Below are 24229 nucleotides of genomic sequence, written 5' to 3' on the forward strand. Positions count from 1 at the left end.
CGGCTCGACCGGGCTGTTCCGGCGTGCTGGAGATCGGGTGTGGCGTCGTGCCCTCGCGGCGGGCGCTCGTCCGGTTCGCCCCCACCGCACCGGGCGTCGACGTGGTCCGGGCCGAGGTGGAGCCGGCCGACCCCGCCGCGGCCCGGGTGCCGGAGGAGGCCGGTTACCGCGTGACGAGGTGATCGGGTCCGCACCCGGTCGCCCCGCCCTAGGATCGGCCGGGTGCGGATCGCCCTGGTGATCACCGCGGGTCGGTACGCCGACCTGCCCCGCCTGCACGCGCCCCGGCACGACGGCGGGCAGCTCGCCGAGGTGCTGGCCGACCCGGAGGTCGGCGACTTCCGGGTCGAGGTGCTGGCCGACCGGAAGGTCGACCGCGTGCGGCGGCGCGTCAACGAGGTGCTCGCCGACGCCGGCCCCGACGACGTCGTGCTGCTGTACTTCTCCGGGCACGGCGTGAAGGACGTGTCGGGCGAGCTCTACCTGGCGGCCGTCGACACGCGCCGCGACCTGCTGCCCGCCACGGGGTTGTCCGCGCGGTTCGTGCGCGAGCTGGTGGACCGCTGCCGGGCGCGGCAGGTGCTGGTGTGGTTGGACTGCTGCTTCGGCGGCGCGTTCCCGCAGGGCGCCTCGCCGAAGGCGGGCGGGGACGTGGACGTGGTGGACCAGGTCCAGCCCGCGCGGGGCTGCGCCGTGATGGCCGCGTCCACGGCGATCGAGTACGCCTACGAGCGCGGCGGCGAGGTGCGGGGCGGGCCGCGGGGCTCCTACTTCACCAGGGCGCTGGTGGCGGGCCTGGCGACCGGCGAGGCGGACCTCGACGGCGACGGCTGGGTCGACGCCGACGAGCTGTACCGGTACGTGTACCGCAAGGTGGTGGCCGAGACCCCGTGGCAGCGCCCCACGCGCAGCGGTCAGGTGACCGGTGACCTGCGGGTGGCCCGCGGCAAGGCCGGTCCGCGCACCGGGGAGCAATCCCCTCCGCCGCCTGCCGCGGCACGTCGCCGGCGGCCGGCGGCCTACCTGGCGGTGGCCGTCCTGCTCGCGGTCAACGGCTGGTTCGGCTACCAGGCGGTGACCGGCGCGGAGGAGGGGCCCACGTGCCCCTCGGACAGCCTGAGGCTCGTGGTCGGCCCCGCGTTCGGCCCGGTGCTGCGGGACCTCGCCGGCCGGTACCGGCGGGACTGCCCGGCGGCGGACATCACCGTGGTCCACATCGACGACGGCGACGGACCGCGCCGGATGGCGGAGGAGGGCGACGGGTCCGCCTGGGTGTCCGACGACTCGGCCGGGGACCTGGTCGCCACCCCGCTCGCGGTCGTCCTGTACTCGGTGGTGGTGCACGAGGACGTGGGCGTCAGCAGCCTCACCCCGGAGCAGCTGCGCGGCATCTACGACGGCACCCACCGCAACTGGACCGCCCTCGGCGGTCGGGACGTGCCGATCCGGTTGGTGAGCAGGGCGGCCTCGTCGCCGCTCCGCGCCCGGCTGGAGAAGCAGCTCGGCGTCACATCGCCCCCGTCCACCTCGGACGACTGCGAGTCCCCGGACGGCGCCCCCGACCAGGCCGTCGCGTGCGAACGCGTGAACACCCAGGACGTGCTGGGGACCATCAACCAAACGCCGGGGTCCATCGGGTACGCCACCGCGTCCCACGCGGTGGGGTACCGGCACGTCAACCGGCTCAAGATCGACGGCCGGGAGCCGGCTTTCGAGCTCGTCCGGAACGGCACCTACCCGCTCTGGAGCGTGCTGCGCCTGCACACGCGCGGCACACCACCCGAAGGCACGCTCACCGCGCACCTCGGCCGGTTCCTCGGGGGCGAGGCGGCGCGCGGCATCCTGCTGGAGCACGACTACCTGCCCTGCACCGGCGAGTCGCGCCCGGAGCTGTGCGGGAACTGACCGCGTCACCCGGGCAGGTGACCGTGCACGGGCGGTGGGCCGGTGATCGCCCTATGGTCGCCCCGGGAGGTCCACCGTGGTCCATCGGGTCGATCAGGCCGACCGGCACGACGTCGGGCGGGGCGCGCGCAACGCCGTCGTCTCCGTGATCATGCTCGGCATGCTGCTCGCCGCGCTGGACCAGACCATCGTGGCGACCGCGCTGCCGACCATCGTCAGCGACCTCGGCGGCGGCGGGCACCTGTCGTGGGTGGTCACGTCCTACCTGCTCGCCGAGACGATCATGACCGCGCTGATCGGCAAGTTCGGCGACCTGTTCGGCCGCAAGAAGGCGTTCCTGGCCAGCGTGGTGCTGTTCATGGTCGGCTCGTTCCTGTGCGGCTGGGCCGACTCGATGACGTGGCTGATCCTGGCGCGCGCGGTGCAGGGGCTGGGCGCGGGCGGCCTGATGGTGACCTCGGCGGCCGTCATCGCGGACGTGGTGCCGCTGGCCCAGCGCGGCAAGTACCAGGGGTTCATCGGCGCGGTGTTCGGCGTGGCCACGGTGGTCGGGCCGCTGCTCGGCGGGCTGTTCGTGGACCACCTGAGCTGGCGGTGGGCGTTCTACGTCAACCTGCCGCTGGGCGTGGTGGTGCTCGCGGTCGGCGCGGTGGCGCTGCCCGGCGTGCGCGGCGACCGGAAACCGCGCATCGACTACCTCGGCATCCTGCTGATCGGCCTGGCCGCGACCGGCCTCACCCTGGTCACGTCGTGGGGCGGCGTCGAGTACCCGTGGGGTTCGCCGACGATCCTGTGGCTGGCCGCGGGTTCGGTGGTGGCGCTGGTGGCGTTCGTGCTCGTCGAGCTGCGCGCCGCCGAACCGATGCTGCCCATGCGGTTGTTCCGCAACCGCGTGTTCACCGTGTGCACGGTGCTGAGCTTCGTCGTCGGGTTCGCCATGCTGGGCGGCGTCACGTTCCTGCCCACCTACCTGCAGTACGTGCACGGCGCGTCGGCCACCGAGTCGGGCCTGCAGATGCTGCCGCTGGTGCTGGGCCTGCTGGCGGCCTCGGTCACCACCGGCACCGTCATCGGCAAGACCGGCCGCTACCGGGTCTTCCCGCTGGTGGGCAGCCTGCTGATGGTCGCCGGGATGCTGCTGCTGTCCCGGCTGGGCGTCGGCACGCCGTTCTGGGAGGCGTCGCTGTACATGCTCGTGCTCGGCCTGGGCGTCGGCATGTGCATGCCGGTGACGATGGTGGTCGTGCAGAGCACCACCAGCTACGAGGACCTGGGCGTGGCCACCTCGGGGGTGAGCTTCCTGCGCACCCTGGGCAGCTCGTTCGGCGTGGCGATCTTCGGCACGATCTACGCGGGCAACCTGCCCGAGCACCTGGCCACCGCGATCCCGCCGGGCGTGGACCCGCGCGCGGCCACGAACGTCCAGGCCCTGCACGCGCTGCCCGCCGCGCAGAAGGCGCCGATCGTCGCCGCCTACGCCGACACCCTGCACCTGGTGTTCCTGTCGGCCGCGCCGGTGGCCGCGCTCGCGTTCGTGGTGGCCCTGTTCCTGCGCGAGGTCCCGCTGCGCGACACCGCGCGGGCCGCCGCGAACGGCGTGGGCGACAACTTCGCCGAGCCCCGGACGTGGGACTCGGGGCAGGAGCTGGAGAAGCTGGTCGCGCTGATCGTCGGCAGGGAGCGGCGCGACCCCACGCCGGACGTGCTCGCCGCGTCGGGCGTGCCGCTGACCCACGCGCAGGCGTGGCTGGTGGTCAGGGTGTTCAAGCAGGGCGTGCGCCACGGCGACGCCACCCTGGAGCGCCTGGCCGAGGCCACCGGCGTCCCGGCGGGGGTGTTCGAGCCCGTCGCGCGCCAGCTCCAGACCCGCGGCTACCTGGTGGAGCACGGGGGGCGGTACCACTTCACCCCGCAGGGCACCGAGGTGTTCACCCAGCTGGTCGGCGCCTGGCGCGGCTGGCTGCTGGGCAGGCTGACGGACTGGCACTGCGACGACGCCGAGTTCACCGAGGCGGTGGACCGCGTGGCGGCCGAGCTGACCACGAGCGGCCGGGCGCTGGCCCGCCACCCGGTCAGCGCCTGACCCCCTCGGCGGGGAACACCGCGGCGAGCACGCCGGCGGTGGCGGCCGCGACGTCGGCGGCGGGGTCCACCGCGCGGCGCAGGGCCAGGCCGACGCCCAGCGCCCCCAGCGCGACCACCACCTGCGGCAGCGGCATCGCCGGGCGCAGGCGCAGGCGTGCGCAGTGCCGCTCCAGCAACGCGGCCAGCCGCTCGTCGTGACGTCGCTGGGCGTCCGCCACCGCCGCCGCGGCACCGGGTCGGCCCGCGGTCGCGGCCAGCACCTCCGCGGCCGCGGCGCTCCACCGGGCCGCGTCCTCGTCGGGCGGGTCGACGGGCGTCAGCGCGGCGAGCAGGTCCTCGCGGTCCGCCGCGCGGTCGAGGACGTCGTGCAGCGCCCGCAGGCGCGATTCCGCCCGGTCCTCGACGATGGCGAGCCACAGGCCCTCCTTGCCGCCGAAGTGCTTGTAGAGCGCGCCGCGCGTGTAGCCGGCCTCGGCCGCGACCTCCTCCACCGTCGCGGCCAGGTAGCCCCGGCGCAGGAACACCGCGCGCCCCGCCGCCAGCAGCCGCTCGCGGGTGCGCCGCTGCTGCTGGGCCCTGGTCGTCCGCTCCACCCGCCACACCCGTTCAGTAACAGACTGTTTCTGGATACACGATGTTACTGTAGCTTGGCGGCATGACCGTTCTCGGGCCGTTACTGCAGGTCCTGGCATTCCTCTCGGTGCCGGCGGGCTTCGCGTGGTTCGCCACGCGGGCGCGCCGCAGCGGCAGCGGGCACTCGCTCATGGCGCCCTTCGAGGAGATCTGGGACCCCGGCGCCCACCGGACGCACCTCGAAGTCCAGGTGCGGGAGGACCGCCGGGCGCCGACGCCCTCGCCCGGGGACCCGCCGGCCCGGGCCTGACCTCAGCCCGCGCCCCGGCGGGCCATCAGCTCGTCCAGCTCCGCCATGGCCGTGGTGCCCTCGGCGTACAGGCGCACCTGCTCGACCAGCGCCTCCAACCCCTCCGGGTAGTGCTCGCAGGTCATCAGGATGCTGATCGCGTCGGCGCGGGCGGCGGCGTGCCGGGGCACGACACCGGCGAACGGCAGCCCGCGCACCACCAGGTTCCGCCCCTCGGGCGTGTCGAACCCGGGCACCCGCAGCAGCGCGTCGGCGAACGCCCCCAGTTGCCGCGCCGGTTCGGGGCGTCGTCGCGGCGCGGTCGCGGGCACGAACGGCCGGTCGTCGTCCACCAGCCGGATCCACACCTCGGCGCGAGTCTCCTTCACGTCCGCGTCGATCCTGCGGAACGCCTCGGGCCGCGCGGCCGGCTCGTGCCGCACCACCGCCCGGTAGAACGGGTCCGACGCGATCAGCAGCAGCGTCGCGGCCGACTCCCGCAGTGCCCGCTTGGCCTCGGGCGCGTCGAGGATGCGGTAGGTGAAGATCATCTCAGCGCTGGTCTTGCCGTGCTCGTCGTAGTGCACCTCGCCCGCGTGGACCGCCATCCGCAGGCGCAGCCGTGCCTCGGACGAGTGAATGTGGTTGTGCTCGCGCAGCGCCGCGACCAGCCGCTCCGGCAACTGCTCGACCAGCACGTCCTTGGGCGTGTCCGCGGGCAGCAGCACCATCACCGCGTCGCCCGCGTCGTCCCGGGCCTTGTCGTCCCAGGGCAGGTCGCAGTCGGCGAACGCCCTGACCAGCACCCCGTACAGGCCCTGGCGCACGGCGGTCCGGTGCGCCGACGTCCGCACCGGGTCGCCGTAGCTCTCGACGTCCACCACCACGAACGACCGGTGGCTCGCCCCCGACCCCATAGGACCTCCCCGACACGGTTGTAACCCACACGGGGCCCGGCGGGGCAGCCGTGCCACTCGAAATGACCAATGCCAAGTAGCGTTGCGCGCACCTGGTCTGTTTCCACGGCATAAGGGGTAATGGGTAGGCGTGGACGGGTACGGATTCACCCTGGCGCTGGTCGCCGTGCTGGTGCTGCTCAACGCGCTGTTCGCCGGCTCCGAGATGGCGCTGATCTCGCTGCGCGAGGGGCAGCTGCGGGCGCTGGAGCGCGAGGACAGGCCCAGCGCGCAGACCCTCGTGCGCCTCGCGCGCGACCCCAACCGCTTCCTGGCCACCATCCAGATCGGCATCACCCTGGCCGGCTTCCTGGCCTCGGCGACGGCGGCGGTGTCGCTGGCCCGGCCGATCGTGCCGCTGCTGTCCTTCCTCGGCGCCGCGGCGGGCCCGGTGGCGATCGCGCTGGTCACGATCGTGCTGACGTTCCTGACCCTGGTGTTCGGCGAGCTGGCGCCCAAGCGCCTGGCCATGCAGTACGCGCTGCGCTGGGCGCTGCTGGCGGCCCGCCCGCTGCACGTGCTGTCCACCGTCTCCCGGCCCGCGGTCTGGGCGTTGAGCACGTCGACGAACGTGGTGGTCCGCCTGCTCGGCGGGAAGCCCGACGTCGACTCCGAGCAGATGTCGCCGGAGGAGCTGCGCGAGCTGGTGACCGCCCAGCGCGGCCTCAACGCCGAGCAGCGGATGATCATGACCGGCGCGCTGGAGATCAGCGAGCGCAGGTTGCGCGAGGTGCTGGTGCCGCGCCGGGCGGTGGTCACCCTGGACGCCGACGCGGACGTGCCGACCGCCCGCGCCGAGCTGGCCGCGTCCGGGCACTCGCGCGCGCCGGTGGCCCGCGGCGGCCACCTGGACGAGGTGGTCGGCATCGTGCACCTGCGCGACCTGCTCGACGACGACGCCAAGCTGGCCGACGTGGTCCGCCCGCCCGTGGTGTTCCCGGACTCGGTGAAGGTCTCCGACGCGCTGCGCCGGTTCAAGGCCGAGCGCGCCCAGCTGGGCCTGGTGGTCGACGAGCACGGCGCGGTGGCCGGCATCGTCGCGCTGGAGGACCTGCTGGAGGAGATCGTCGGCGAGATCATGGACGAGACCGACCGCGACGTGATGGCGGTGCGCAACGCCGCGGACGGCTCGATGGTGCTGCCCGGCACGTTCCCGGTGCACGACCTGGTGGACATCGGGGTGGAGCTGCCCGACGCGCCCGAGGGCGACTACGCCACCATCGCCGGGCTGGTGCTGGTGCTGCTCGGGCGGATCCCGGAGCGGCCCGGTGACCGGGTCTCGGTGTCCGGCTGGAACGTCGAGGTGCTGGCCGTGGAGCACCACGCCATCACGTCGGTCCGGTTGAGCCGCAGGCCGCGCAGGCGGGAGCCCGCCCCGGAGGACGGGCCCGGCGCCTAGGTCACCGCCCCGCGGCGGCCACCCAGGACTCCAGCCCGGCGACGTCGGACGGCAGCGCCGCCGACAGCACCCGGTTGCCCTCCGGCGTCACCACCACGTTCTCCTCCAACCGCACCCCGAGCCCGCGCAGCTCCGGCGGCACGGTCTCGTCGTTGGGGTGGAAGTACAGCCCGGGTTCCACGGCCAGCGCCATGCCGACCTCCAGCACCCCGTCGTGGTACGCCTCGGCCCGCGAGTTGGCGCAGTCGTGCACGTCCAGGCCGACGAAGTGCCCCACGCCGCACGCGATGTAGCGGCGGTGGTGCTGCCCCTCGGGGGACAGCGCCTCGTCCACCGACACCGGCAGCAGGCCCCAGTCGTGCAGGCCCTCGGCCAGCACGCGCATCGCCTCGCGGTGGAACTCCCGGTACGCGGCACCCGGCCCGACCACCGCCAGCGCGGCCGCCGAGGCGCGCTCGACCAGCTCGTGCACCCGCCGCTGCGCCGGGTTGAAGGTGCCGGACACCGGCAGGGTCCGGGTGATGTCGGCGGTGTAGAGCGTGTCCAGCTCCACGCCCGCGTCCAGCAGCAGCACGGCGTCCTCGGGCACCGGGCCGTCGTTGCGGACCCAGTGCAGCACCGGCGCGTGCGGCCCGGCCGCCACGATCGAGGCGTAGCCGGGGCCGTTGCCCGCGGTGCGCGCCCGCCGGTCGAACGTGCCCTGCAACCAGCGCTCGCCGCCGCCCTTGACCGCCGTCGGCAGCTCGGCCGCCACGTCGGCGAAGCCCAGCAGGGTGGCGTCCACGGCGGCCTGGAGCTGGCCGACCTCCCAGTCGTCCTTGACCCGCCGCAGCTCGGCGAGCACGGTGCGCAGCGCGGCCGAGTTGTCCGGCCCGGCCAGGGCGTCCAGCAGCGGGTCCACCCCGTGCGTGGCGTGCACGGCGGGCAGCCTGCCGCGCAGCGCCGAGGGCAGCTCGTCGAGCGGGCGGCAGCGCACGCCCAGGGCCCGCGACCACTCCGCCAGGCCCGGCACGGGACCGATCCACAGCTCGCCGTCGCGGGCGTTGGCGAAGAAGTCCGGCTCCTCGGGGCCGGCGGGCGGGCGCAGGAACAGCTCCGCCTCGTGCCCGCCGCCCACCGGGCGCATGACCAGCACCGCGCCCTCGGCGGAGCAGCCGGTCAGCCACGAGAAGTCGCTGTCGGGCCGGAACCCGAAGTCGGTGTCGTTGGACCGCACGGGCGCCCAGCCGGCCGCCACCGCGATGCGCGCGCCGGGCAGCGCGGCGCTGAGCCGGTCCCGGTGCGCGGCGGCGGCCTCGGCGACGCCGGGCGCGACGCGGGCGTCGCGGTCGGCCGGGCCCCAGCCGTGCCGGACGAACTCGCGGAACCCGGCGGCGTCGACGAGCCTGCTCGGGTCGCGGCGGGCGGGGGTGGTGCCGGGGTTGGTCCCGGGAGTGGTCACTGCGCGCAGCCTTTCGGGTCGGGGCCGTTACCTCGCCCGGTCGCGGTCGGCGACCGGGCCTCCGACCAGCATGCCCCTCGGCGTCCCGCGTTCACCCGGGTGGGTGCCGCTGCGGTGAAAACGACGTCACCGGACCGGCCGATCGGGTAGGCAACACGAACCCACCCGGTTGGCACGGAGGTGTCGCATGCGCCCCGAGGACGTCGTCGAACTGCGGGTGCACGGCGTGTCCGGCACGCCGCCCGAGCACGTGCTGGGCGACCCGTTCCCGACCCCCGTGGCGGGTGACGACGTGGCCCGCTTCCTGCGGGCCGTCAGGCCCGCCGCCACCCTGCCCGGTGAGCGGCCGGTGCGGGAGCGGGTGGTGGAGGCGTTCCACTGGGGCCGGTTCACCTCCGGCGGCGCCGGCCGGGCCCTGTGGCTGCTGATGGTGCCGTTCGCGGTGCTCAACCTCGCCCGGTACGCGCTGCTGGGCGCCGGCCGGTTCGCCGAGGCCGTGCTCCGGCTGCTGGGCCTGGTGCTGACCTGCACGTTCGTCACCACGATCGGGTACGTGTCGCTGGAGCTGGTGGTGCGGCAGTGCGCGGCCGTCGAGGAGTGCCGGGCCGGGCGGGCGTGGCTGGCGCCCCTCGCCGACTGGCCGTTCGGCGCGATGCTGCTGGTCGGCACGGCACCGCCGGTGCTGGTGGTGGCCGTGCTGTGGTGGTTCGGCCGGCAGACCTTCCTCTACGAGCCGCGCGGCACGCACCACGCGTGGGAGAGCAGCGCGGGCAGCCTGGGCGACTACGCGTTCTGGCACACCTCGCCGCGCACCCCCGTGCTGCGGGACGCGCACGTGGCGTCGGCCTGCGTGGTGCTGGGCGTGCTGCACGCGGGCGCGCTGCCCGGCGCGCTGTCGTGGTCGGTGATCGGCCTGGGCCTGCCCCTGCTGGCGTGGGCGGTGGGCTGCGTGGTCGCCTCGCCGGACCGGCGCGCGGTCGACACGCGCCTGCTGAAGTGGCTCGCGGTCGGGTACCTGGTGCTCGCGACGGGCCTGGCGACCGCGTTCCTGTGGCAGGTGCCCGCCGACCCGCCGCCGGCCGGGTACGAGGCGCTGACGAACGTGCTGACCGCGTTGGCGATGCTGCTGCTGGTGGCGCTGTTCCTGGCGTGCGCGCGGATGCGCCGCGCACCGCGCGGGGTCGAGCTGATGGCGGTGGGCGAGCGGTTCCGGCCGATGTGGCACGGGTACGCGGCGGTCGTCGTCGCGGCCCTGGCGACCACGCTGGCGGTCGGCTTCAGCGGCGGCCTGGCCTACCGGGTCGTGGCGTGGCTGGGCGAGCCCGCGCCCACCGGTCGGCCGGGGCTGGAGCTGAGCACGAGCTACCTGTTCGGCGCCGGCCTGTGGGGCGTGCTGGCGATCGCGTTCGCACTGCTGGTGCCGCCGCTCACGGCCGCGATGGTGCGGCAGGCGTCCAGCGCGCTGGTGCTCGCCGCCGGTGCCGCGGCGGCGGGTGCCGCGGTGGTGCTGCGCTGGACGACCGCCCCGCCCTGGGCGTTCTGGGCCGCGGCGGTCGGCGCCGGCGTGCTGTACGCGGTGGGCGTGTGGTCGGGCGTGCACCACGCGGTGGGCGCGGCGACCCGGGCCGGCGTGTGCGAGGACTACCCGGGCGAGCCGGACCGGCCGGGCGTCGCCAAGGTCGTGCTGAGCAGGCGGCTGGCCTCGGCCAAGTACCGGTACCACTGGGTGCTCGGCACCCTGGCCGTGCTGGGCGGGGTGCAGGTGGTGGCGAGCGGTGTCGTGGCGCTGGCGCGGCTGGCGCACCCGGACTGGCGGGCCGCGCCGCCGCCGGGCCTGGCCGACTGGCTGTCCTCGCGCCCGGCGCGGGAACTGGGCGGGTTGGGCAGCCTGGTGGTGTCCGGCCTGGTGCTGCTGCTGTTGCTGCTGGGCGTGCGGTCGTGGCAGAGCGGGAAGATGCGCACGGTCGTGGGCGTCCTGTGGGACCTGGTCGCGTTCTGGCCGCGCACCGCGCACCCCATCTGCCCGCCCCCGTACGGCGGTCGCGCGGTGATCGAGCTGACCTCGCGGGCGGTGCGGCTGACCGGGCACCACGGTGTCGGCGCGGTCGTGCTGTCCGGGCACAGCCAGGGCAGCGTGGTGTGCTTCGCCGCGCTGGCGCTGCTGCGCCGCGAGGCGGAGCGCCCCGACCGGGCCGACCGGCGGCGCTACATCCGGCAGCACGAGGCCGCCGAGGCGCTGCACCGGATCGGCCTGGTCACCTACGGCTCGCAGCTGCAGTGGGCCTACTCGCGGCTGTTCCCGCACTACCTGGGGCACGCGGAGCTGTGCCGGCTGCACGCCGGGCTGGAGGGCCGGTGGTGGAACGTGCACCGGCTCACCGACCCGCTGGGCGGGCCGGTGCAGGCGTGGGCGGAGACCGAGGACGAGCGGGTGTGCGCGGGGGACAGGCTGTGGGGCGTGCGCTGCGGCTACGACGTGCGGCTGCGCGACCCGGAGTTCCTCGACCCGGACCCGGACATGGTCGCCTCGCCCCTGCGCGGCCACGGCGACTACTACCGGGACCCGGTGTTCGACGAGGTGGTGGCGCGGGTGGCCGAGGAGGTCACGGCGCGGCGGGACGCGGCGGTGCTGCGGGCGCTGAGCCCGGGCGGGTGAGGTCGGCGGGGCGGTATCGGGCGTCGTCGCGGCTCCGGTGGAAGGCGACCCCGCGGCCGGCGTCACCGCGGTCGGGCGCGCGAGGGCCGAGGACGTGTCGACCCACCCGAACGGGGTAGGTTTCCCGGGTATCCACCACCCCGGGAAGGACAGATGACCGGAGTCCTCGCGACCGCGCTGATCGTCGTGGCGCTCGTCGGTGCCGCGTGGTCGCTCGCGCTGACCGTCGCCGACAAGCCCATCACCTTGGCCACCAAGGCGACCCTCGGCCTGGCCGGCGTCGTGGTGCTGCTCGAACTCGGCCTGCTGGTGCAGCTGGTCGTGGGCGTCCTCGACGTCCTCGACGTCGAGTCGAAGCCCGCCGGGGTCGACTTCAACGGGTTCACCTTCGTCGGCTACCTGATCGGCGCGGCCATCCTCCTGCCGGGCGGTGCCTTCTGGGCGCTGGCCGAGCGCACGCGCTGGGGTGCCGGGGTGCTGACCGCGGTCTGCCTGGGCGTGGCGGTGATGGTGGTGCGGCTCAACCAGCTCTGGCCCGTCCATGCCTGACTCCCTGAAGGAGGCCACCCGGTCCGGTCCCGGGCGCCTGCTGGTCGCCGTCTACGGGATCTTCGCGCTGGCGGCGACCGCCCGCTCGGCCGTGCAGCTGTCCACCCGCTTCGGGCACGCGCCGCTGGCCTACCTGCTGTCGGCGTTCGCCGCCGTCGTCTACGTGGTCGCGACGGCCGCGCTGGCGGGCGCGGTGTCCCGGCGGGTGGCCTACCTCGCCTGCGGCGTCGAGCTGACCGGCGTGCTCCTGGTCGGCGCGGCGAGCCTGCTGTTCCCCGCGGCCTTCCCGGACGCCACCGTGTGGTCCGGCTTCGGCAGCGGCTACCTGTTCATCCCGCTCGTGCTGCCCGTGCTCGGCCTGCTCTGGCTTCGGCACACCGAACGGGCCGGCTGAACCGATCCGGCCACCGCCGGCGTAATGCGGGCGGAGCCGGGGCCGGACCCGGCTGCCGTCCGTGGCGGCGGCGCGTGTGGACCACGGGTGCCCGGCAGGGGCACCGCCGCCGTGGGCGCGGGGCCGGGGGTGGGGACACCCCCGGCCTCCGTGATGAACATCACCCGTTCGGGTCTATCGATGGGTGAACACGATCACCGCTGGTCACGAGGATGGAACCCGGTCCGCGCCTGAGCCGGTTCTCAGGAGGGGTGTGCGACCGTTCGCGCATCAAGCGTGACGCCGCGTGCCTGCGCTCCGCCCACCAAGGAGATGCCCAAGATGTCCGTGCTGGCTCGGCTGAGCCTGGCCAACCGAAGTCTCGTCGGGCTGCTCAGCCTCGTCGTGATCGGCTTCGGCGTGCTGACGCTGCCCTCCGTCAAGCAGCAGCTGTTCCCGTCCATCGAGCTGCCCGCCGCGGTGGTCATCGCACCGTACCCGGGCGCGTCGCCGGACCTGGTGGACAGCCAGGTCGCCGAGCCCATCCAGGCCGCCCTGCGCGGCGTGGACGGCGTCGAGCAGGTGCTCACCCGCTCCGCCGAGAGCTCCGCGACCGTGCAGGTGATGTTCACCTACGGCACGGACGTCGACGCCGCCGTCACGCAGATGCAGCAGGCGGTGAACCGGCTCGCGCCGCGCCTGCCCGAGGGCGTGGAGCCCACCGTCGCGCAGGGCGGCACCGACGACATCCCGGTCGTCGCGCTCGCCGCGACCGCCGGCGCGGACGACATCGCCACCGCCGCCCGGCTGCGCGCCGAGGTCGTGCCCGAGCTGGAGGCCATCCCCGGCGTCCGCCAGGCCACCGTCAGCGGCGAGCGCGACCGCCAGGTCACCGTCACCGTCGACTACGCCCTCCTGGGCGCCCGCCGCGTCGACCCGCAGGCCCTCACCACCGCCCTCACCACGGCCGGCGCCACCGTGCCCGCGGGCACCGTGCCCGACGCGGACAAGACGCTGACCGTCCAGGTCGGCGGCGCGGTCACGTCCGTGGACGGGCTGCGCGAGCTGCCCCTGGCCTCGCCCGCCGGTCCGGTGAAGCTCGGCGACGTGGCCACCGTGGAGTCCGCGCCCGCCCCCGCCACCGTGCTGACCCGCACCGACGGCGAGCCCACGCTGGGCATCAGCGTCACCATGAACGCCGACGGCAACGCGGTGGAGATCTCCCGCGCCGTGCGCGACCGGCTCGACGAGCTGGGCGAGGCCGCCGACTCGAAGCTCACCGTCGCGTTCGACCAGGGCCCCGAGGTGGAGAAGGCCATCAGCGGCCTGACCACCGAGGGCCTGCTCGGCCTGCTGTTCGCCGTCGTGGTGATCCTGCTGTTCCTGCTGTCGGTGCGGTCCACCCTGGTCACGGCGGTGTCCATCCCGCTGTCCGTGGTGGTCGCGCTGATCGCCCTCTACACCGGCGACCTGTCGCTGAACCTGCTCACCCTGGGCGCGCTCACCATCGCCGTCGGCCGCGTGGTCGACGACTCGATCGTGGTGCTGGAGAACATCAAGCGGCACCTCGGCTACGGCGAGGACAAGCAGCGCGCCGTGCTCGACGGCACCCGCGAGGTGGCGGGCGCGGTGACCGCGTCCACGCTGACCACGGTCGCGGTGTTCCTGCCCATCGCGTTCGTCGGCGGCATCGCGGGCGAGCTGTTCGGGCCGTTCTCCATCACCGTGACCGTGGCGCTGCTGGCCTCGCTGCTGGTGTCGCTGACCATCGTGCCGGTGCTGGCGTACTGGTTCCTCAAGCGGCCGGCCGCGGTCGACGCGGAGGACGCCGAGCGGGTCCGGCAGGAGGCGCTGGAGAAGGAGCGGCGCAGCCCGCTGCAGCGCGCGTACGTGCCGGTGCTGCGGTTCGCCACCACCCGCCGCTGGCTGACGCTGCTGATCGCGGTGCTCATCTTCGGCGGCACGCTCGGCCTGGCCGGCGCGCTGGAGACCAACTTCATCGACGACTCCAACGGCCGGGCGCTGCAGGGCAGCCAGAAGATGCCGCCCGGCACGAGCCTGGCCGCCCGCGACGAGGCCGCCCGCAAGCTGGAGGGCGTGCTCGCCGAGACCGACGAGGTCGAGACCTACCAGGTCGTCGTCGGCACGGACAACAGCCTCGCCGCGTTCGGGTTCGGCGGCAACGGCGACACCTCCGTGCGCGCCACCGTGCGCGAGGGCACCGACATGGAGGCGTTGCGGGAACGGCTGACCGAGCGGTTGGCGGGCACGGAGGGCACCGGCGAGGTGACCTTCGGCGCGGCCGCCGCCGGGTTCGGCTCCGACAGCATCGACGTGCTGGTCACCGCCCCCGACGCGGACACCCTGCGCACCGCGGCCGACCGGGTCCAGCAGGCCGTCGCCGGCGCCCCCGGCGTCGGCGAGGTCACCAACGACCTCGCGGTCAGCGCGCCGCGCGTGCAGGTGAGCGTCAACCGGGACGCGGCCGCCGCCCGCGGCCTGACCGGCCAGACCATCGGCCAGTTCGCCGCGCAGGCGCTGCGCGGCGTGCCCGTGGCCGAGCTGCCCGTCGACGGCGCGCCCCAGCAGGTCGTCCTGCGCACCGGCACCGCGCCGACGGACGTGGACGCGCTGCGCGCGCTGCCGCTGCCCGGCGGCGCCACCCTCGGCCAGGTCGCCGAGGTGTCCGTGGTGGACGGCCCGGTGCAGGTGCGGCGCACCGACGGCGCGCGCAGCACCACGGTGTCGGCCAAGGCCACCGGCTCGGACCTGGGCGCGGTGACCGCCGAGCTGACCTCGCGGCTCGACGCGGTCGACCTGCCCGCCGGCGCGGCCTACGAGATCGGCGGCGTCAGCGCCGACCAGGCCGAGACGTTCGCCGACCTCGGCCTGGCCATGCTCGCGGCCATCGCGATCGTGTTCCTGATCATGGTGGCCACGTTCCGCAGCCTGGTGCAGCCGCTGATCCTGCTGGTGTCGATCCCGTTCGCGGCGACCGGCGCCATCGGCCTGCTGCTGCTCACCGGCACCCCGCTCGGCCTGCCCGCGCTGATCGGCATGCTGATGCTCGTCGGCATCGTGGTGACCAACGCGATCGTGCTGATCGACCTGGTCAACCAGTACCGGCGCGACGGCCTGCCGGTGCGCGAGGCGGTCGTCGAGGGCGGCCGGCGCAGGCTGCGGCCCATCCTGATGACCGCCGCGGCGACGATCTTCGCGCTGCTGCCGATGGCGCTGGGCATCACCGGCGAGGGCGCGTTCATCGGCAAGCCGCTGGCGATCGTGGTGATCGGCGGGCTGATCAGCTCCACGCTGCTGACCCTGGTGCTGGTGCCCACGCTGTACTCGATGGTGGAGGGCCGCAAGGAGCGCAGGCAGGCCAGGCGCGACGCCCGGCGGGTCGAGGAGGAGCGCGAGCCGGTCACCGTCTGAGGTGGTGGCCGAGAGGGCCCCGTCCGGGAAACCGGGCGGGGCCCTCCGCGTTCCCCGGGCGTGATCCGGCGGCGCGGCGGACGCGGCCGAGGCCGCGGAGCGGTGCCTGGCGCTGCCCGAGCGGGAGTGGTTCGCGCCGGGCGGCCTGGACGAGTGGCGTGACCGGGGCGACGACGACGAACGGCCCACCGGGTCCGGCTGGACCTGCTCGGCTTCCTCGACGCCCCGCGCACCCGGGCCGGGGACGCCGTGCCCGCGCAGACCGACCGGCCGACCGCCCACGTCGACCGGCGGCCGGTGATCGGCGCGCCGCCGAGGTTCCGGCGCCGCCTCAGACCTCGGGCTCGTAGGCCAGGTTCGGCCGCAGCCAGTGCTCCACCTCGGCCAGGGACGTCCCGCGCCGCCGCGCGTAGTCCTCGACCTGGTCGCGCCCGATCCGCCCCACCGTGAAGTACCGCGAGTCCGGGTGCGCGAAGATCAACCCGCTGACGGCCGCCGCCGGCGTCATGGCGAACGAGTCGGTCAGGCCCAGGCCCGCCTCCTCGGCCCCGAGCAGCGCGAACAGCTCCCGCTTCTCGCTGTGGTCCGGGCTCGCCGGGTAGCCCAGGGCGGGCCGGATGCCGCGGAACCGCTCCGCGTGCAGATCCTCCAGCGCCGGGTTCGCGCCCGGCTCGAACCACTCGCGCCGCACCCGCAGGTGGACGTGCTCGGCGAACGCCTCGGCCAGCCGGTCGGCCAGCGCCTTGACCATGATCGCCCGGTAGTCGTCCTGCTGGGCCTCGTACTTCGCGGCCAGCTCGTCCGCGCCGTGGATCGCCACCGCGAACCCGCCCAGGTGGTCGCCCTCGGGCGCCACGTAGTCGGCCAGGCAGCGGTTCGGGCGGTCCTGCGGCTTCTTCGTCTGCTGGCGCAGCATCGGCAGCCGCGTGGTGCCGACCACGATGTCGTCGCCCTCGGAGCGCGCGGGCCAGAACCCGTACACGCCCCGGGGCTCCAGCGAGCCGTCGGCCACGATCTCGTCGAGCATCGCGTTGGCGTCGTCGAACAGCTCCCGCGCGGCCGGGTTGGTCTCCAGGACCTTCGGGAACTTGCCCTTCAGCTCCCAGGCCAGGAAGAAGAACGTCCAGTCGATCATCTCGCGCAGCTCGGCCAGGCCCGGCTCGACCACCCGCACCCCGGTGAACGGCGGCGTCGGCAGGTCCTCGAAGGACACCCGCTCGGGGTTGGCGCGGGCCTGCTCGACGGTCAGCAGCGGGGTGCTGTGCCGCTTCTCGTGCTCCTCGCGCAGCCGCTCCTGCTCGGCGCGGGTCGCCTCGGCCAGCTCCTCGGCCCGGTCCCGGTCCAGCAGCGCCGACACCACGCCGGTCACCCGCGACGCGTCGAGCACGTGCAGCGTGGGCGAGTCGTAGGCGGGGGCGATGCGGACCGCGGTGTGCTGCCGGGACGTGGTCGCGCCGCCGATCAGCAGCGGCAGCTTCAACCCGCGCCGCTGCATCTCCGCGGCCACCGACACCATCTCGTCCAGCGACGGCGTGATCAGCCCGGACAGGCCGACCACGTCCGCGCCCTCGGTGACCGCCGTGTCGAGGATCTTCGCCGCGGGCACCATCACGCCCAGGTCGATGACCTCGTAGTTGTTGCAGCCCAGCACCACGCCGACGATGTTCTTGCCGATGTCGTGCACGTCGCCCTTGACCGTGGCCAGCACGACCTTGCCGTTGCCGCGCGACTCGGTGGCGCGGCCCGCGGCGATCGCGGCCTCCTTCTCGGCGTCCATGAACGGCTCCAGGTAGGCGACCGCGCGCTTCATCACGCGCGCGCTCTTCACCACCTGCGGCAGGAACATCTTGCCCGAGCCGAACAGGTCGCCGACGACCTTCATGCCGTCCATCAGCGGGCCCTCGATGACGTCCAGCGGGCGCGCCGCCACCAGGCGGGCCTCCTCGGTGTCCGCCTCGATGAAGTCGACGACGCCGTGCACCAGGGCGTGCGACAGGCGCTGCTCCACCGGCGCCTCGCGCCACGACAGGTCCACGGTGCGCTTGGTGCCCTTGCCCGCCACGGTCTCGGCGAAGGACACCAGCCGGTCGGTGGCGTCCGGGCGGCGGTCGAACAGCACGTCCTCGACCAGCTCCAGCAGGTCGGCCGGGATGTCCTCGTAGACGGCGAGCTGGCCCGCGTTGACGATGCCCATGTCCAGGCCCGCGCGCACGCCGTGGAACAGGAACGCCGAGTGCATCGCCTCGCGCACGGTGTCGTTGCCGCGGAAGGAGAACGACAGGTTCGAGATGCCGCCGCTGACCCGCGCGCCCGGGCAGCGCTGCTTGATCAGCGGGATCGCTTCCAGGAACGCCTTGGCGTAGCCGTTGTGCTCGGGGATGCCGGTGGCGACCGCGAGCACGTTCGGGTCGAAGATGATGTCCTCGGCGGGGAACCCGACCTCGCGGGTGAGCAGGTCGTAGGCGCGGGCGCAGATGTCCACCTTGCGCTCGGTGGTGTCGGCCTGGCCCCGCTCGTCGAACGCCATCACCACCACGCCGGCGCCGAAGTCGCGGATGCGGCGGGCCTGGGCCAGGAACGGCTCCTCGCCCTCCTTGAGGCTGATCGAGTTGACCACGCCCTTGCCCTGCACGCACTTCAGCCCGGCTTCCAGCACGCTCCACCGCGAGCTGTCGACCATCACCGGCACGCGGGCGATCTCCGGCTCGGTGGCGATCAGGTTGAGGAACGTGGTCATCGCCCGCTCGCTGTCGAGCAGGTCGGCGTCCATGTTGACGTCCAGCAGGTTCGCGCCGCCGCGCACCTGCTCCAGCGCCACCTCCACCGCGGCCTGGTGGTTGTCGGACTCGATGAGCCTGCGGAACTTCGCCGAGCCCGTCACGTTGGTGCGCTCGCCGATCATCACGAACCCGGTGTCCGGACCGATCTCGAACGGCTCCAGGCCGCTGAACCGGGTGCGCTGCGCGGGCCTGGGCACGGGGCGCGGCCGGGCGCCCCTGGCCACCTCGGCGATCCGCGCGATGTGCGCCGGGGTGGTGCCGCAGCAGCCGCCGACGATGTTGACCAGGCCCTCCTCGGTGAAGCCGCGCAGCAGTGCGGCGGTCTCCTCCGGGGTCTCGTCGTAGCCGCCGAACGCGTTGGGCAGGCCCGCGTTGGGGTGGCTGGCGGTGTAGGTGCCCGCGAAGCGCGCGAGGTCGGTGACGTGCGGGCGCATCTCGGTGGCGCCCAGCGAGCAGTTCACGCCCACCACCAGCGGGTCGGCGTGGGCGACGGAGTTCCAGAACGCCTCGACGGTCTGCCCGGACAGCGTGCGGCCGCTCAGGTCGACGATGGTGACCGAGATCCACAGCGGCAGGTGCGGCGCCACCTCGCGGGCGGCGGCCACGGCGGCCTTGGCGTTGAGCGTGTCGAAGATCGTCTCGATGAGCAGCAGGTCGACGCCGCCCTCGGCGAGCGCGCCGATCTGCTCGGCGTAGGCGGCCTGGACCTGGTCGAAGGTGACCGTGCGGAACGCCGGGTCCTCCACCCGGGGCGAGAGCGACAGGGTCACGTTGAGCGGGCCCACCGACCCGGCCACGAACCGGCCGCCCGCCTCGTCGGCGGCCTGGCGGGCGAGCTGGGCGCCGCGCAGGTTCATCTCGCGGACCAGCTCCTCCAGGCCGTAGTCGGCCTGCGCGATGGAGGTCGCGGTGAAGGTGTTGGTGGTGGTGATGTCCGCGCCCGCGGCCAGGTACCGGCGGTGCACGTCGAGGATGACGTCGGGGCGGGTGAGGTTGAGCAGGTCCGGGTCGCCGGTGACGTCGTGGGAGTGGTCGCCGAGCAGGTCGCCCCGGTAGTCGGCGGGGGTGAGACCGGCCCCCTGCAGCATGGTGCCCCAGGCGCCGTCGAGCACGGCGACGCGCTGGTCCAGCAGCTCACGCAGGGCGTTTTCCGACACGCTCAGCCTCCCGTTGAACTTCAGTGGGAGGCGCCCTTACCTGCGTTGCTCACGACCGAGCGTGGCGGGCTGGTCACCCGTTGCAGCGCCTCTCGACCGCACGGTCGATGGTAACGCCATCCGCAAATCCGGACACCCCCTCCCACCCCCTGAGACCCGCGTGTCCTCCAGTCCGACACCGCGTGTCCTCCAGTCCGACACCGCGTGTCCTCCAGTCCGACCTGTGGTGCAGGTGCGCGAGTGAAGGACATGCAGTGCCTGAGCGGAGGACACGCGGTGCCGGAGTGGAGGACTCGCGCGGGTTTCAGGTGGTGAGGATTACTTCCAGGGTTCGGGGGCCGTGGACGCCTTCCACGCGTTCCAGTTCGATGTCGCTGGTCGCGGACGGGCCGCTGATCCAGGTCTGGGTGCGCACGTCGGCCAGGGCGGCCACGGCGTCGGGCACCCCGGCGACCACCTGGGACGCCCGGACCACGACCAGGTGGTAGTCCGGCACGAGGGTCAGCGCGCGCGGGCCCTGGTCGGCGGCGTCGTGGTCCAGGACGATCGTGCCGGTCTCGGCGATGGCGACGTGGCACGCGGTCAGCACGGCGTCGGCGCGTTCCAGGGTCGCGACGTCCACGGGGGTGCGGGTGGCGTCGGGGGCCCACTCCGGCGGCGTGCCGGGAGCGGCCACCACCAGGCGCGCACCGCGTTCCCGCAGGGCGGCGGCGACGGCGGCGACCAGGTCGTCGGCCGGTACCACGCGGACCCGCGCCCGGTAGTCGCGCAGGCGTTCGGCGAACAGCACCGGGTCACCGGGGCCGCGGGAACCGGCCGCGCGGTAGTCCCGCGGCACGGGTGCCGCCGCGCTGCCCTTCGCCCGCCGGACCCGCGCCAGCACCTCGTCACGCGCGCTCATCGCGCCTCCCACCAGTCGCGGAACGTCTGCCGCGGCGGCTGCGGCACGTCCCGGGCCGTCGACCAGCCCGGCAGCGGCACGTGCCTGCTCGCCGTCCGCCCGAACTTCCCCAGCCGCGCGAACCGCCGCCACCGCCGGGCGTCCGACATCACCCACGCCAGGGCGCGCATCGCGGTCGACTCCGGCGTCGTCCGCCCCGCCTCGACCACCTTCCCCCGCAGGTGCACCAGCATGGACGGGATGTCGATCGCCACCGGGCACACGTCGTAGCACACCCCGCACAGCGACGACGCGAACGGCAGCGTCGGGTTCCGCGCCACCCCGGTCAGCTGCGGCGACAGCACCGCGCCGATCGGCCCGGGGTACGTCGAGCCGTACGCGTGGCCGCCCGTCCGCTCGTACACCGGGCACGAGTTCAGGCACGCCGAGCAGCGGATGCACCGCAGCGCCGCCCGCCCGTCGGGGTCGGCGAGCACCGCCGTGCGGCCGTTGTCCACCAGCACCACGTGGCTGGTCTGCCCCTCGGTCGGCCCGGTCCACACCGACGTGTACGGGTTCATCCGCTCCCCGGTGGACGACCGGGGCAGCAGCTGGAGGAACACCTCCAGGTCCCGCCACGTCGGCAGCATCTTCTCGATGCCCACCACGCTGATCAGCGTGCGCGGCAGCGTCAGGCACATCCGGCCGTTGCCCTCGGACTCCACCACCACCAGCGACCCGGTCTCCGCGATGCCGAAGTTCGCGCCCGAGATCGCCACGTCCGCGGTCAGGAACTTGCGCCGCAGGTGCTCGCGCGCGGCCTCGGCGAGCGCGCGCGGGTCGGCGGTCAGGTCCGGGTCCACGTCGGGCATCTCGCGCCGGAAGATCTCCCGGATCTCGGCCCGGCCGCGGTGGATCGCGGGCACCAGGATGTGGCTGGGCCGGTCGTGGCCGAGCTGCACGATCAGCTCCGCCAGGTCTGTCTCGACCGCGTGCACGCCCGCCCGCGCCAACGCCTCGTTCAGGCCGATCTCGGCGGTGGCCATGGACTTGACCTTGATCACCTCGCGGGTGCCGGTGGCGGTGACCAGGTCGGTGACGATCCGGTTGGCCTCGTCGGCGTCGCGCGCCCAGTGCACGTGGGTGCCGCGCGCGGTCAGCGCCTCCTCGAACCGCACCAGGTACTCGTCCAGGTTGGCCAGCACGTCGTCCTTGATCGCCGCGCCCGCCGCGCGCAGCGCCGCCCAGTCCGGCAGCTCGCCCACCACGGTCGCGCGCTTGGCCCGGATCGTGGTGGTGGCCTTGGCCAGGTTGCGGCGCAGCTGGGCGTCGCCGAGGGCCTCGCGCGCGGCCTCGGGGAACGGCGCGCCGGTCAGGTTGCCGCGGCCGGCGGGCATGCCCAGGAAGGTGCTCATCGGGTGTGCTCCAGGACCTGCGCCAGGTGCAGCGGGCGGATGCCGCTGCGCAGCCTGCTCAGCCCGCCGCCGATGTGCATCAGGCACGACGAGTCGCCCGCGGTGAGCACGCCGGCCCGGGTGCCGATGACGTTGCTCATCTTGTCGGCGAGCATGGCGGTGGAGGTGTCGGCGTTCTTGAGCGCGAACGTGCCGCCGAAACCGCAGCACGTCTCGGCCGCGGGCAGCTCGACCAGGTCGATGCCCTCCACGGCCCGCAGCAGCCGCAGCGGCCGGTCGCCCACCTTGAGCACGCGCAGCGAGTGGCACGTCGGGTGGTAGGTGACCCGGTGCGGGAAGTACGCGCCGACGTCGGTGACGCCCAGGACGTCCACCAGGAGCTCGGACAGCTCGTAGGTGCGCCTCGCGGTGTCCTCGGCGGCCTCGGCGAGCCCGGCGTCACCGTGCTCGCGGGCGATCGCGGCGTGCTGGTGGCGCACCGAACCCGCGCACGACCCGGACGGCGCGACGACCACGTCCGCGCCCTCGAAGGCCCGCACGTGGTTGCGCACGATCGGCAGCGCCTGGCCCGCGTAGCCGGTGTTGATGTGCATCTGGCCGCAGCAGGTCTGGGCCGGCGGCACGACCACCTCGTGGCCCAGGCGCTCCAGCAGCCGGACGGTGGCCTTGCCGACGTCCGGGAACAGGCCGTCGACCAGGCACGTGACGAACAGCGCGACTCTCACGCCTCCGCAGCTTAGACTCTGTGGTCAGACCACACCAGGTATGTGGTCTGACCACAGCGGGGAGGCGCGGGTGTCCGGGTACGACGCGGTGCTGCGGCACGTGGAGTCGGAGCTGACCGCGGGCAGGCTGGGCGTGGGGGAGCAGCTGCCCGCCGAGCGGCGGCTGGCCGAGGAGCTGGGCGTGAGCCGGGCGACCGTGCGCGAGGCGATCCGGGTGCTCCAGGCGATGGGCGTGGTGCGCAGCGGCGTCGGGTCCGGGCCCGACGCGGGGACGACGGTGATCGCCGATCCCGCGGGCGGCCTCGGCGCGGCGCTGCGGCTGCACCTGGCCACGCGGCGGCTGCCGATGGCGGACCTGGTCGACACCAGGGTGATGGTCGAGAGCCACTCGGTGCGCGCCGCCGCCCGGACGCCCGACCACCCCGAGCTGGCCCGCGCCGCCGACCTGCTGGCGCGCATGGAGGCGCCGGACCTCGACGCCGACGCGTTCCACCAGCTCGACGCGGACTTCCACGTGGCCCTCACGGCGGCGGCGGGCAACGCGGTGAACACCGCGGTCATGGCGGCGCTGCGGGACGCGATCCACCGGACCGTGACGGACGCGGTGCGGGCCTTGCCCGACTGGTCGCGCACCGCGGTCCGGCTGCGCCGCGAGCACCGGGGCATCCTGCGCGCCGTGCGGGAGGGCGACGCCGAGCTGGCGGCGACCCGGGTGACCCGCCACGTGCGCGGCTTCCACCGCGAGTGGGCCCGGCACGCGAACGTGGAACTCACCGGCCCCGAACGTTCGACACGACGGCCCTGAACGTTCGACTCGCGCGGCTTGAACGCATGACACGCCCGGCTTGAACGCATGACTCGCGCGGTTTGAACGCATGACACGCCGGGTGGGAGCGCTTTCACCGCGCGTGTCCTCCAGTCGGACACCGCGTGTCCTCCGGTCCGGCACCGCGTGTCATGCGTTCAGGCACCGCGTGTCATGCGTTCAGGCACCGCGAGTCGAACGTTCGGGACCGTCGTGTCGAACGTTCAGGAGTGGTGAGTTCTGCGTTCGTGGTGTCCGAGTGGAGGACTTGCGGTGTCCGGGTGGAGGACACGCGGTGTTGGAGTGGAGGACACGCGCGGGGGCGGTGGGCCGGTCCCCGGGAGGACCGGGGGCCGGCGCACCGCGTGGTCAGCTCGTCCGGGTGGTGGTCCGGCCCAGGAGGACCAGGACCGCGCAGACGAGCACCACGTTCTTCAGGACGAATTCGCCGTTGGTGGTGAGCAGGAGGGGGTTGCCGTGGAAGATCACCAGGGTCGGCGCCTGGACGAAGACCAGGAAGGTCCCGACCAGGTGGACCGCCGCGACGACCAGCGTCAGCCGCGGCAGCCACCCGAGCAGCAGCACCAGCCCCAGCACGACCTCGAACCAGCCGAGGGCGGGTACCAGGAACCCCGGGTCCACCCACGGCACGGCCGCCTCCACCAGCTCCGCCACCGGCGAGGCGCCGGTGACCTTGAGCGCGCCGAACCAGAGGAACACCACGGCGATCGACCACCGCAGGGCGGGAGCGGCCCAGCGGTCGAGCCGCTCCCGCGGGGTGGTCCGCTCGACCGAGCGGGTCGCCACGC

The 24229-nt window shown here is 74.3% G+C and carries 18 protein-coding genes; 10 read left to right on the forward strand and 8 right to left on the reverse strand.

Annotated elements, in window-relative coordinates:
* Positions 1–23: 23 nt before the first annotated feature.
* From EKG83_RS12470 to EKG83_RS12480, 3 genes are all read left to right on the forward strand, one after another.
* Positions 24–182 carry a hypothetical protein gene (locus EKG83_RS12470; protein WP_153278039.1) on the forward strand — a complete coding sequence of 53 codons (159 nt, stop codon included), beginning with the start codon at positions 24–26 and terminating at the stop codon, positions 180–182.
* A 40-nt stretch (positions 183–222) separates the two neighbouring features.
* Positions 223–1905 carry a caspase, EACC1-associated type gene (locus tag EKG83_RS12475; protein ID WP_051764219.1) on the forward strand — a complete coding sequence of 561 codons (1683 nt, stop codon included), beginning with the start codon at positions 223–225 and terminating at the stop codon, positions 1903–1905.
* Positions 1906–1981: 76 nt separating this feature from the next.
* Entirely contained in the window at positions 1982–3988 is a 2007-nt protein-coding gene (locus tag EKG83_RS12480) for a DHA2 family efflux MFS transporter permease subunit (protein WP_033427248.1), read from the forward strand.
* On the opposite strand, the gene EKG83_RS12485 is transcribed toward EKG83_RS12480, so the two are convergent.
* Positions 3978–4583, reverse strand: a complete 606-nt coding sequence (locus EKG83_RS12485; protein ID WP_033427368.1) for a TetR/AcrR family transcriptional regulator — start codon at positions 4581–4583, stop codon at positions 3978–3980. The two genes, EKG83_RS12480 and EKG83_RS12485, sit on opposite strands and share 11 nt — an antisense overlap.
* 62 nt (positions 4584–4645) lie before the next feature.
* On the opposite strand from EKG83_RS12485, the gene EKG83_RS12490 reads away from it, so the two are divergent.
* Positions 4646–4873: a hypothetical protein gene (locus tag EKG83_RS12490; RefSeq protein WP_051764222.1), complete on the forward strand. Its 228-nt coding sequence runs from the start codon at positions 4646–4648 to the stop codon at positions 4871–4873.
* Positions 4874–4875: 2 nt separating this feature from the next.
* Here EKG83_RS12490 and EKG83_RS12495 read toward each other — a convergent pair whose 3' ends face one another.
* Positions 4876–5769, reverse strand: a complete 894-nt coding sequence (locus EKG83_RS12495; protein WP_051764224.1) for an effector-associated domain 2-containing protein — start codon at positions 5767–5769, stop codon at positions 4876–4878.
* Positions 5770–5899: 130 nt separating this feature from the next.
* Between EKG83_RS12495 and EKG83_RS12500 the strand changes: the two genes are divergently transcribed.
* The gene (locus tag EKG83_RS12500) at positions 5900–7207 is read left to right on the forward strand and encodes a hemolysin family protein (protein WP_051764226.1); all 1308 of its coding nucleotides are present in this window, start codon (positions 5900–5902) and stop codon (positions 7205–7207) included.
* 1 nt (position 7208) lies between these two features.
* Here the strand turns inward: EKG83_RS12500 and EKG83_RS12505 are convergent, their stop codons facing one another.
* Positions 7209–8648 carry an aminopeptidase P family protein gene (locus EKG83_RS12505; protein ID WP_033427249.1) on the reverse strand — a complete coding sequence of 480 codons (1440 nt, stop codon included), beginning with the start codon at positions 8646–8648 and terminating at the stop codon, positions 7209–7211.
* A 187-nt stretch (positions 8649–8835) separates the two neighbouring features.
* Here EKG83_RS12505 and EKG83_RS12510 point away from each other — a divergent pair, with 187 nt between their 5' ends.
* The 4 genes from EKG83_RS12510 (at position 8836) to EKG83_RS12525 (ending at position 15658) form a co-directional block, all read left to right on the forward strand.
* Complete coding sequence (locus EKG83_RS12510; RefSeq protein ID WP_051764228.1) at positions 8836–11304, forward strand: hypothetical protein; 2469 nt, start codon at positions 8836–8838, stop codon at positions 11302–11304.
* Between the two features lie 153 nt (positions 11305–11457).
* Entirely contained in the window at positions 11458–11853 is a 396-nt protein-coding gene (locus tag EKG83_RS12515; protein WP_033427250.1) for a hypothetical protein, read from the forward strand.
* On the forward strand, positions 11846–12247 hold the full coding sequence (locus EKG83_RS12520) for a hypothetical protein (protein ID WP_033427251.1): 402 nt from the start codon (positions 11846–11848) through the stop codon (positions 12245–12247). Before EKG83_RS12515 ends, EKG83_RS12520 begins: the two co-directional genes overlap by 8 nt.
* A 321-nt stretch (positions 12248–12568) precedes the next feature.
* Complete coding sequence (locus EKG83_RS12525) at positions 12569–15658, forward strand: efflux RND transporter permease subunit (protein WP_033427373.1); 3090 nt, start codon at positions 12569–12571, stop codon at positions 15656–15658.
* Positions 15659–15989: 331 nt separating this feature from the next.
* Here EKG83_RS12525 and metH read toward each other — a convergent pair whose 3' ends face one another.
* The 4 genes from metH to EKG83_RS12545 form a co-directional block, all read right to left on the reverse strand.
* Complete coding sequence (gene metH / locus EKG83_RS12530; RefSeq protein ID WP_211268970.1) at positions 15990–19595, reverse strand: methionine synthase; 3606 nt, start codon at positions 19593–19595, stop codon at positions 15990–15992.
* Positions 19596–19899: 304 nt separating this feature from the next.
* Positions 19900–20496, reverse strand: coding sequence for a LutC/YkgG family protein (locus tag EKG83_RS12535; RefSeq protein WP_033427253.1), 597 nt, complete (start codon positions 20494–20496; stop codon positions 19900–19902).
* Positions 20493–21890, reverse strand: coding sequence for a LutB/LldF family L-lactate oxidation iron-sulfur protein (locus tag EKG83_RS12540; protein ID WP_033427254.1), 1398 nt, complete (start codon positions 21888–21890; stop codon positions 20493–20495). Before EKG83_RS12540 ends, EKG83_RS12535 begins: the two co-directional genes overlap by 4 nt.
* Positions 21887–22615: a (Fe-S)-binding protein gene (locus EKG83_RS12545; RefSeq protein WP_033427255.1), complete on the reverse strand. Its 729-nt coding sequence runs from the start codon at positions 22613–22615 to the stop codon at positions 21887–21889. Before EKG83_RS12545 ends, EKG83_RS12540 begins: the two co-directional genes overlap by 4 nt.
* Positions 22616–22685: 70 nt before the next feature.
* On the opposite strand from EKG83_RS12545, the gene EKG83_RS12550 reads away from it, so the two are divergent.
* Positions 22686–23420, forward strand: a complete 735-nt coding sequence (locus EKG83_RS12550; RefSeq protein WP_228122587.1) for a FadR/GntR family transcriptional regulator — start codon at positions 22686–22688, stop codon at positions 23418–23420.
* Between the two features lie 369 nt (positions 23421–23789).
* On the opposite strand, the gene EKG83_RS12555 is transcribed toward EKG83_RS12550, so the two are convergent.
* The gene (locus EKG83_RS12555) at positions 23790–24227 is read right to left on the reverse strand and encodes a DoxX family membrane protein (RefSeq protein ID WP_051764232.1); all 438 of its coding nucleotides are present in this window, start codon (positions 24225–24227) and stop codon (positions 23790–23792) included.
* Between the last annotated feature and the right edge of the window lie 2 nt (positions 24228–24229).

It is taken from the genome of Saccharothrix syringae (genome assembly GCF_009498035.1).
Taxonomy (GTDB): domain Bacteria; phylum Actinomycetota; class Actinomycetes; order Mycobacteriales; family Pseudonocardiaceae; genus Actinosynnema; species Actinosynnema syringae.